This window comes from Peribacillus sp. Bi134, from assembly GCF_918698065.1.
Lineage (GTDB): Bacteria > Bacillota > Bacilli > Bacillales > DSM-1321 > Peribacillus.
Map to the genome: position 1 here is coordinate 122,205 of NZ_CAKKLN010000004.1, position 10,839 is coordinate 133,043.

Here is a 10,839-nt window from a genome sequence, read left to right on the forward strand (position 1 = left end):
AACGGTGTTCAATGGTAGTAAAATTTTTTTTACGCTAGAGGGTGAAAAAATTTACACTTCCATGGTGTATAAGGGGAAAAGGGGTTGCTGTAATCCTATTTTTCAAAGCGGGAAGGGTAATCCGGAAATTGGCACATAACTTGCTGATTACTAGATAGAGAGATTCTTATAGTTCATATTTGAGGAGGAAATGGTCATGCATAGTTTGAAATTATATCCGGAAATAAAAAGTGTAAGGGAAGATGTAATTGCTTGGCGGCGTCATCTTCACCAGCATCCGGAATTATCTTATCAAGAAGAGAAGACATCGCAATTCGTATACGAAACCCTGTTGTCATTTGGAAACCTGGAAGTTACACGTCCGACAAAATATAGTGTGATGGCCCGCTTGATTGGCTCCCAACCCGGGAAAACTTTGGGCATCCGTGCAGATATGGATGCGTTGCCGATTGAGGAAGAGAATTCTTTCGATTTTAAATCCCGAACACCAGGTGTCATGCATGCTTGCGGTCATGATGGACATACGGCGATGCTTCTTGGTACGGCGAAAATCCTTTCCAGAATGAAAGATAGCCTGAAAGGTGAAGTCCGCTTCTTTTTTCAGCATGCCGAAGAGTATTTTCCTGGAGGAGCGCAGGAAATGGTCGATGCAGGCGTTATGGAAGGTGTGGATATCGTGATTGGTGCCCACCTCATGTCCACCTTTGAAGTCGGGAAAGTTGGCATCGTATATGGACCGATGATGGCTGCGCCGGATGGTTTCTTTCTGACCGTTAATGGTAAGGGAGGCCATGGTTCTGCACCTCATGAAACAATTGACAGCATCGCGATCGGAGCTCAGGTCGTTACGAATCTTCAATATATCGTTTCCCGCAATACAGATCCGCTCGATAACTTGGTTCTCTCAATTGGAAAGTTCGTTGGAGGGGAAGCGGCCAATGTCATTGCAAACTCCGTAGAGATTAGCGGGACGGTTCGTAGTTTTGATTTGAAATTCCGTGAATCCATGCCAATTCTTATGGAAAGGGTCATCAAAGGCATTACGGAAGCACATGGTGCCTCGTATGAATTTAACTATTTAACTGGATATCGACCAGTCATAAATGACAATGAAGTCACCAAACTCATGGAAGAAACAGTCCGTGAAGTTTATGGAGAAAAGGCTGTCGACCATCAAAAACCGACGATGGGAGCTGAGGACTTTTCGGCTTTCCAACAAAAGGCACCTAGCAATTATTTCTTGATAGGAGCTGGGAATAAGGAAAAGGGAATAACCTATCCCCACCATCATCCGCGTTTTACTTTTGACGAAGATGCCATGGAATACGGTGTTAATATTTTTATCCATGCTGTTCGTAAGATTTTAGGATAGAATCCAAGGAGCAAATCACTGGAGAACATTAGAAATCCTTGCCGGGAAGGAAAAAGGAACTAGAAAGTACATTATCCAAAATCTATGAAAGCACCTTCGCTGACCGTACACTTAATTGGGTATGGTTACGCGAAGGTTTTTTCAAATGGAAGGAATTAAATGGTTTATGGCACTGAATGATTGATGGCATATTGTCATATTCGCTTTCATAAACTGTTACAAGCCAATAGCCAAGGCGAGAAAGGAGTTGATCATGGTTGCTCGAAACCGATTCAACAGCTTTTCTTTATCTGTGTGTGCTTTCTAGGAAATTAAGCCCACAGCTAGAAATATTATGTTAAAATACAACATGGGATTTAAACATCAAAAAAATAGTGGTTTTTCTTAATTCGACCAGATTTTACAATTAAATGGTGAATATTCAGAATTCCGCTGTTTAAAAAAGGGGAGTTAAATAGGAGTATGAGAATCTCAGAATTAAAAAGGAACGCCCTTCAGTCGTTGGGAGGTAAATGGGGAGTAACTGTATCGCTGATGTTGCTTCTGTTCTTGATCAACATCATTTTACCTTTAATTGTCGAAGTGATAGGAAGCGGTGGGTTTTCACAATGGCTCATGCAGGAAGAAACACCGATATGGTCTGATATCTTCAGTCTCGTCTTTTCCATTGCCTTAATCCCGCTTACCATTTCAACCACTTGGTTCTACCTGAATTTGGTTAGGGAAGGAAACCCTGATATTCCAGAAGTATTTGCTATCTATAAAGAAGGAAAAACCTCTTTCAAGCTTATTGGGGCATCCATCTTACAAGGTATTTTCATTTTTTTATGGTCATTATTATTAATCATTCCGGGTATCATCAAAGGCATCGCCTATTCGCAGGTGTTTTTCTTATTGAAGGATCATCCTGAATACACGGTGCTTGAAAGCATTACAGAAAGCAGAAAAAGGATGAAGGGCTTGAAATGGAAGTATTTCCTTATGCACCTAAGCTTCATCGGATGGGGCATCCTTAGCATGTTCACGCTGGGAATTGGTTTACTATGGTTGATTCCTTATGCAGGAACAACAATGGCTGCATTTTATAATGAATTAATTGTGCCACAAGATGACGATCAACAATTAGAGGTATAAAAGATCAACCGATAGCAACTGGCTATCGGTTTTTTTATTCTCGATTCCCCTTAAAAAGGTTAAATTGTTCATTTTGCCTGGTGTATAATAGAATATTGAGAATGCCATTTAGGGGGATTACATAGTGAGTGGGTATAATATTGCGGATATGGTATACCAATTGTTTTGTCTTGTATTTCTAATCCTGATCATCGTGGGAACCGTATCTCTTTTCCGTTCAATCAAGCACCGTAAAACAAGACTGGATATCATGGAAAAGAAGATGGATGATTTGCATGAACTGATTAAAAGGGGCAAAAATTGACGGCTACAGTGCAGCCGTTCAGACTGTAGACAAACTCGAAGAAAAGCGAGTCTGCCTGCAGTTTTTTCTTTTAAAAATTTCCAGCTTGATTTCAGAAATCCGCTACCTTTCCGCCGATTGCCTGCCAAAGCCTCCTCACCGCAACCGGCTGTGGGGTCTCGGCCATCCCAGTTATTCGGCAGGAGTGTCACAAATTCACTTAAATCCAGTGAGGGATTAACTAACCTGACGGCTGCATTGTGCAGCCGTTTTTCCATGCAGTGGATTCATTCCGAATCAAACTCGGGTATTACAAAAATAATTTATACTGAAATAACTTAGTGAAAGGACTTTCACCGAATTTGAAAATGAGGATTGGATTTTAAGCTTCAATTGAGAGACATAAAAAAATAGAAAAAGAAAGGGAAATGTAAAAAATAAGCAGTTTCACATAGGGGTGTTGGGATTGTGGGGCAAATTTCATGTAAGGCTGCTGGTATGGAAGATGCATGGTTTGTTGCGGGATTTTACCCTATAATGGAATAGATGTGTATTTAAGGATTCGGTGAAAAAGTCTATCAGGAATGCTCGACCCTTTAACAAATCGACTGAGATGGTAAGCTGAACATTCGATCCTTTTGTTAGGTAACTTTTAAGAAGTGGGAGGAGTCGGTATCATGAAAGAAGTTATTGCAGTAAAAGAAATTACTAGGTTTAAAACACGGACGGAGGAATTTAGTCCGTACGCTTGGTGTAAACGGATGTTAGAAAATGACCCGGTGAGTTATCACGAAGGAACGGATACGTGGAATGTTTTTAAATATGAAGATGTGAAGCGGGTTCTCAGTGATTATAAACATTTTTCAAGTGTGCGTAAACGAACTACCATATCGGTTGGAACGGATAGTGAGGAAGGTTCCGTGCCTGATAAAATCAAAATCACTGAGGCGGATCCACCTGAGCATAGAAAACGCCGTTCACTGCTGGCCGCAGCATTTACACCTAGAAGTCTTCAAAACTGGGAACCTCGCATTCAAGAAATTACGGATGAGTTGATTGGACAAATGGATGAGGAAACGGAAATCGATATTGTGCAATCATTGGCGAGTCCGCTTCCGATCATTGTCATGTCGGATTTGATGGGCGTTCCGTCGAAAGATCGTTTATTGTTTAAGAAATGGGTGGATACCTTATTTCTTCCTTTTGATAGAGAAAAACAAGAAGAAGTAGATAAATTGAAGCAAGTGGCCGCAAAAGAATACTATCAGTATTTGTATCCGATAGTTGTGCAAAAACGATTGAACCCGGCGGATGATATCATCTCAGATCTATTGAAGTCAGAAGTGGATGGGGAAATGTTTACGGATGATGAGGTTGTCCGGACGACCATGCTGATTTTAGGGGCAGGGGTCGAGACAACTAGTCATTTACTGGCCAATAGCTTTTATTCCCTGCTATATGATGACAAGGAAGTTTATCAAGAGTTACATGAAAACCTGGATTTAGTTCCGCAGGCGGTCGAAGAAATGCTTCGTTTCCGATTCAATCTTATTAAATTGGATCGCACCGTAAAGGAAGATAACGATCTATTGGGAGTGGAATTGAAAGAAGGGGATAACGTGGTTGTTTGGATGAGTGCAGCTAATTTGGACGAAGAGATGTTTGAAGACCCCTTCACCCTTAATATCCACCGTCCTAATAATAAGAAGCATCTCACCTTCGGAAATGGCCCTCATTTCTGCCTGGGAGCGCCGCTAGCCAGGCTGGAAGCGAAGATTGCGCTTACTGCATTCCTGAAGAAATTCAAGCATATTGAAGCGGTGCCATCGTTCCAGTTAGAAGAGAATCTTACCGATTCAGCGACCGGGCAAACTTTGACATCACTACCGCTTAAGGCAAGCCGCATTTAAAAAACGAAAAACCTTGTGCCCTAACCTGCATAAGGTTTTTTTCTTTTGCATGTTGAATGGCACCCGTTAAATCGAATTGATGTTCCTGTAGTCGTCAGGAAATCTTATAGTAACCTGAAGTTGAGGTGACAATGACGAATGGAGTAGTATGATAAAGTAGTAAATTTTGTGCCCAGGCAAATTCCTGAATTCGGTTGGCGGGCGATTACACTCACCATGCAATGAAGAAGATATGATAAAATGGAAATTTCCATATGAATCGGTTTTAAATAAGTGAAAGGATGTTATTATGAAATTAAAGCAGCAATTAACCATTGCCTTTTTAATAAGTGTACTTTCTTTAATCGGGTTCAGTTTCATGGCATTTACCATAAGTGCAAATGAATACCTGAAATTTGATGAAGATGTGATTTCCTTGGTGCAGGGATGGGAGTCTCCACTTCTCACGGACATCATGAAGTTCTTTACCTACATAGGTTCAACCTTTTCCCTGATTATCCTTTCCTTGATCATTTTGTTTTTCTTATATAGGGTATTGAAGCATCGTTTGGAACTGGTCTTATTCACTGCAGTCATGGTTGGTTCACCTCTTCTCAATTTGATGGTTAAGCTATTGTTTCAACGCGTCCGGCCCGATTTACATCGACTCATCGAAATTGGGGGGTACAGTTTCCCAAGTGGACATGCCATGAATGCATTTTCTTTATACGGTATTCTTACATTTTTGCTATGGCGTCACATTACGGCTAGGTGGGCAAGGATTCTATTGATTCTGATCAGCATGATCATGATTCTCTCGATAGGTATTAGCCGTATATACCTGGGGGTCCATTATCCTAGTGATATCATTGCCGGATATTTGGCGGGTGGTTGTTGGATCGCAATTGCCATTTGGTTTTTTCAAAGGTATCAAGACCGCCGGAAGAACAAAGGTCGTTAATAAAGGGAGCAAGATTATTGCAAGATAAGCAGCCGGCGGGTAACAAGTCAGCTGTTGATTCAAGAAAGTTAGGAGCGTATTAAATGGAAAACTGGATTACGGAATTCATGAACGATTTTGGGTATATAGGAATCTTTCTATTAATAGCATTGGAAAATATTTTCCCGCCGATCCCGTCAGAGGTCATTCTTACATTTGGCGGCTACATGACAACAAAAGCGGATATGACGATTATCGGCGTCGTGATTGCTGCGACTATAGGGTCAGTGGCAGGGGCAGTCGTCCTTTATGGAATTGGTTTACTTCTTGATGTTAAGGTCATTGAAAGGTTCGTGGAAAGATGGGGCCATATTCTTCGGTTAACTGTATCGGACGTCCATAAGGCGAATTCATGGTTTGACAAGTACGGGGCATGGACCGTGTTTTTCTGCAGGCTGGTTCCGTTGATCAGAAGCTTGATCTCAATTCCTGCAGGCATGTCCCATATGAGCTTTTGGCTTTTTCTGCTTTACACAACATCCGGAACATTAATTTGGAACATCATCTTAGTCAATATCGGGGCAGCTGTTGGGTCTTCGTGGGAAGATATAGTAGGATATATGGACATTTATTCAAACATCGTTTATGCGATATTGGCTTTGTTATTGATTACTTTCGTTGTTTTGATTTTGAGAAGGAATAAAGGCAAAGTATAATTTCAGTTTAGTTGATTGGGCCGTTACAATCGGCACTTCATTACATAACGGAAAATAACCGCCAAAGGCTGTCATTGCGACAGCCTTTTTCTTATGGAAGGAAGTAGGCTGAACTCAGAATAAAGGGGGAATGCTTTGGGCAAAATGAGTGAAACGAAAAAGGAATGAGGTTCGGAATATGGCTTCTTTTTTCAAACAAAAGAGACAAGTAAAGCAACGTGAAAAGAAGAAGGAAGATGAAAATCAATCCAAAAGCAAAACGCCAATTTATATTGAAAGTTCCCTTTCTGCCAATCTGGAAATCGTGAAGAAAAAGACGGGGAAAAGTCCTGACATCATTATCCGAACGTTGAAAATCGGTCAAAATCCAGAGATAAAAACAACTATTTTGTATGTGCAGGGTCTGATTGATAATCCTAGCGTAACGGACTTTTTAATTGAATCAATCATGAAAAATCCTCACCTATCAAAAAACATACTTCCACTGGAAGCATTGGAAATTATCTCTGAGGACGTGGTTTCCCTCGGTGGCGTGGAAAGGGTCACGGACTGGGAAAAACTATTTTTGACTTTATTATCAGGGGACAGCATCATTTTTGTTGATGGAGTAAACATCGCCCTGGTTGCCAGTACAAGAGGAGGAGAGAAGCGCTCGATTCAGGAACCGAGCACGCATTTGACTGTCCGGGGATCTAGGGAAGGGTTTACGGAATCGAATGGAACGAACATCGCCATGTTACGCCGCATCATCAATACCCCGGATTTATGGATAGAGTCGATGAAAATAGGCACTGTGACAAAAACGGACGTTTCCATCATGTATATAAATGGAATTGTCAAGGAAGGGATTGTCGAGGAGGTCAAGAAGCGCTTAAATCGTATTAACATCGATAGCATTCTTGAATCAGGATATATTGAACAATTGATAGAAGACCAGGTCATGACCCCATTCCCAACCCTTAACCATACAGAAAGACCGGATATGGTTGCGGGAAATCTTCTGGAAGGAAGAGTGGCGATATTCGTTAATGGAACGCCTTTCGTCTTGGTGGCCCCGGCAATATTCGTACAGTTTTTTCAATCTGTCGAAGACTACTATAATCGCTTTGACATTGCTTCTGCCACCCGTTTTTTACGGATCATCGTTTTCATCATCTCGATAGTCGGGCCGGCTGTCTATGTTGCAGCCACGACTTTTCATCAGGAAATGATTCCAACGAAGTTGCTGGTCATTGTAGCGGCCCAAAGGGAAACGGTTCCTTTGCCTGCCGTCGTTGAAGCGCTTCTTATGGAAATGACCTTTGAAATATTACGGGAAGCAAGTCTTCGGATGCCAAAGGCCGTTGGTTCGACGATGTCCATTGTCGGAGCATTGGTCATCGGGCAGGCGGCCGTCCAGGCTGGTATCGTATCTCCGGCAATGGTCATCATCGTCTCGATCACGGCAATCGCCAGTTTTGCAACCCCTTCTTATGCCATAGCAATATCTGCCCGCATTGTCCGGTTCGGATTCATCATTTGTGCCGGCACATTAGGTTTTTATGGGATGATTTTAGCCTTTATCATTCTCATCGTCCATTTATGCAGCCTGCGTTCACTTGGAGTTCCTTATATGACACCGCTCGCCCCTCTGAATCCTGAAGGGCTGGGCGACACATTCTTCAGAAGACCTATGTGGGCATTCAAGGAAAGGCCTAAATTTTTAACCAACGAAAATAATCTGATAAGGGAAGGCGACAATCAAAGACCACTGCCTCCTGAATCGCGTGGAATGAAAACTTCTGACGGGAAAAAAGGTGAAGGCAATGAATCGTAAAAGATTAGTTCTGCTCTTGATGATGTTGATTGCAACCATATTCACCACAGGCTGCTGGGATAAAACAGAGTTAAACGAAATGGCCATCGTCTCGGCGGTTGGACTCGATAGAAATAAAGAAGGAAAGTTAGTGGGAACGTTCCAAATCATTAATCCAAGCAATGTAGCGGGAGCTCTTCAGGGCGGAGGCGGAACGAATCCACCGATATCCATTTATAGGGCTGCTGGAAATAATATACTTGAACTAGATAATATCGCTTCAACTAAAATCTCCCGAGATATGTATTTTGCCCATGCCAACTTGGTTGTCATCAGTGAGGAACTAGCAAAAGAAGAGGGCCTCAACGATATTTTCGACGCATTTGAGCGCTCCCCGGAATTCAGGGCAACTACGAGGATCGTGATTGCCCGGGGTGTGAAAGCAAGGGATATTGTCGAAACGTTAACCGCAATCGATAAGGTATCTGCTGAGAAAGTCATTAGGACGATTGAAACCACTGAAAAAACCCAGGGGAAAAATATTAGCATCAATCTCCAAGAAGTGATCAAGAATCTGCTTAGTACCGGAAAAGAACCGATAATAAGCGGTTTTACCGTGAAAGGAAACACAGGTAAAGAGGATAAAATGGAGAATACCATGTCCTCGGATATTGAGGCAAACCCTAATGCAGCAGGGATAGGTGTTTTTAAAGATGGCAAATTGATTGACTGGTTGGATGGCGCTAAGGCAATAGGATCAATGTGGGTATTGGATAGGATTGAAAATACCCATTTAAACCTTGATTGGGAGGGGAAAAAAGACGCAATCACCTATTCAGTTATTCGCCAAAAAACCAACGTCGGGGCAAAATTGGTAAACGGCAAACCGAAAATATCGATAAAGGTCCATGCAGAGGGAGATATCCGGGAGGTGAATGTTCCTTTAAATCTAACCGATATGCATGTTCTGATAGATATTGAAAAGAAGTTAGCGAAAGAATTGAAGAAGGAGATGGAAGATGCGATCGTTCGGGCACAAAAAAATAAATCCGATATTTTTGGCTTTGGGGAGCTCATGCACGAATCCCATCCGAAAGAATGGAAGAAGTTGGAGAAAAATTGGGACGATGATTCTTTTCCTAAACTGGAAGTTGATGTGCAGGTAGAAACTTTCATTCGCCGTACCGGATTACGTAATAAACCGTATCTTTCGAATTTAAAAAAGGATGATCAATAAAGGAAAGGAAGTGGCATCCTTATGGAAAAGGCAAATATCAGCGGTTACCAGCTGTTCGTCCTTATTTTCCTGTTTGAAATGGGCAGTGCACTTTTGGTTGGGCTTGCAGGTGAAGCCAAGCAGGCTGCCTGGCTGGTCATCCTTATCGCGATGATAGGCGGATTTTTATTATTTTTCATTTATTATGGCCTTTTTCAATACTACCCTGATCAGTTGTTAACGGAATTTGTACGAAATATATTGGGGAATTTTCTAGGCAGGATCGTAGCTTTTCTATACATCCTTTATTTCATCTATCTTGCTGCAAGGGTGCTGAGGGATTTCGGAGATACGCTGCTTACTTTTGCCTATCCTCGTATTCCGTTATTTGTTGCGAACGCTGTATTCATTTTAGTCGTAGTGTATACGGTCCGTAAAGGGATAGAAGTATTGACGAGGACGGGGGAACTATTCTTTGTCTTGGAGAATTTACTTTTAATGACCTTCATGCTTCTGATTATTGCTTCAGGCATGATCCATTTAAACAACTTAAAACCCATTTTTGAAATCAGCGGGACAGAGATGGTGAAAATGGGTTTCACTAAAACCGTATTCTTTCCATTTGGCGAGATCATAGTGTTTTTAATGATTTTCCCTTATTTAAATGAACCTCAGCGACTGAAAAAAATTGGGATATGGAGCTTGGCGACAAGCGGTATTTTTCTCGCGATAATAATGGCTGTGAATATTGCTGTACTTGGGGTGGACCTTACAACACGTTCGCAATACCCTCTTCTTACCCTTATTCAGTCCATAGAGGTCGCGGGCTTTCTTGAACGTCTCGATGTGTACTTTTTGTTTTTGTTGATGATTGGCGGGTTCATCAAGATAAGTGTATTTACTTATGTGGCGGTAACGGGTACGGCGAATATTTTCAATGTTAAACAGCCCTCCAGACTTGCATACCCTGTTGGCTTTGTCATTTTACTGATTTCCATAATAATAGCAAGCAGCTATACGGAACATATGCATGAAGGGCTAGATGCCGTACCAAATTACATCCATCTGCCATTTCAGGTGATCATTCCGTTGCTTCTCTTGATCATAGCCTTTTTTAAGAATCGAAAAAAAAGGAAGACAAGCACCAAAAAAAGTTCCTGAAAGGCGGAGTTGATCAAAAATGAAATTCTTCGGTATTACGCTTTTGCTTCTAATCCCTTTAGTGGTCATATCTTTAGGTATGGATATTCTATTGGGATTTGATTTGGATAATTCAATCAAGCATGCCTTTAACCCATTTTTGGTGAAGGACCCCGCTGAACTTATCCTTTTTTTCATTCTTTTTGCATTCCTTGTGTTCAGCTTTTTTTATCGAAAAAAAAAGAAAGGCAACGCCAAAGGACAACAATGATGGTGCAAATTCGCCTTGCTGAAATAGAGATGAACTCCGAATTTGGGAGTTTGTCTTTTTGCTTTTTTCAACCCTGCAAACGC

Annotated in this window: 10 protein-coding genes; all 10 read left to right on the forward strand. The window is 41.6% G+C overall.

Annotation, left to right across the window (positions count from 1 at the left end):
• Positions 1–196 precede the first annotated feature (196 nt).
• The 10 genes from LQ188_RS09195 (at position 197) to LQ188_RS09240 (ending at position 10,756) form a co-directional block, all read left to right on the forward strand.
• A complete protein-coding gene (locus LQ188_RS09195; protein WP_230176664.1) occupies positions 197–1,372 on the forward strand; it encodes a M20 family metallopeptidase in 1,176 nt (391 codons plus the stop codon).
• 462 nt (positions 1,373–1,834) lie between these two features.
• Positions 1,835–2,506: a DUF975 family protein gene (locus tag LQ188_RS09200; RefSeq protein ID WP_101223087.1), complete on the forward strand. Its 672-nt coding sequence runs from the start codon at positions 1,835–1,837 to the stop codon at positions 2,504–2,506.
• Between the two features lie 124 nt (positions 2,507–2,630).
• Positions 2,631–2,810 (forward strand): DUF4083 domain-containing protein, encoded by a 180-nt coding sequence (locus LQ188_RS09205; protein WP_230176665.1) that lies wholly within the window; start codon positions 2,631–2,633, stop codon positions 2,808–2,810.
• A gap of 653 nt (positions 2,811–3,463) precedes the next feature.
• Positions 3,464–4,699, forward strand: a complete 1,236-nt coding sequence (locus LQ188_RS09210) for a cytochrome P450 (protein ID WP_101223501.1) — start codon at positions 3,464–3,466, stop codon at positions 4,697–4,699.
• Between the two features lie 289 nt (positions 4,700–4,988).
• Positions 4,989–5,639, forward strand: a complete 651-nt coding sequence (locus LQ188_RS09215; protein ID WP_230176666.1) for a phosphatase PAP2 family protein — start codon at positions 4,989–4,991, stop codon at positions 5,637–5,639.
• 83 nt (positions 5,640–5,722) lie between these two features.
• Positions 5,723–6,334 carry a DedA family protein gene (locus LQ188_RS09220; RefSeq protein WP_101223084.1) on the forward strand — a complete coding sequence of 204 codons (612 nt, stop codon included), beginning with the start codon at positions 5,723–5,725 and terminating at the stop codon, positions 6,332–6,334.
• 178 nt (positions 6,335–6,512) lie between these two features.
• A complete protein-coding gene (locus tag LQ188_RS09225; RefSeq protein ID WP_230176667.1) occupies positions 6,513–8,150 on the forward strand; it encodes a spore germination protein in 1,638 nt (545 codons plus the stop codon).
• Positions 8,140–9,366 carry a Ger(x)C family spore germination protein gene (locus LQ188_RS09230; protein WP_230176668.1) on the forward strand — a complete coding sequence of 409 codons (1,227 nt, stop codon included), beginning with the start codon at positions 8,140–8,142 and terminating at the stop codon, positions 9,364–9,366. Before LQ188_RS09225 ends, LQ188_RS09230 begins: the two co-directional genes overlap by 11 nt.
• A 21-nt stretch (positions 9,367–9,387) precedes the next feature.
• Positions 9,388–10,506, forward strand: a complete 1,119-nt coding sequence (locus LQ188_RS09235) for a GerAB/ArcD/ProY family transporter (protein WP_230176669.1) — start codon at positions 9,388–9,390, stop codon at positions 10,504–10,506.
• A 19-nt stretch (positions 10,507–10,525) separates the two neighbouring features.
• Positions 10,526–10,756, forward strand: coding sequence for a hypothetical protein (locus tag LQ188_RS09240; RefSeq protein WP_101223080.1), 231 nt, complete (start codon positions 10,526–10,528; stop codon positions 10,754–10,756).
• The last annotated feature ends 83 nt before the right edge of the window (positions 10,757–10,839 follow it).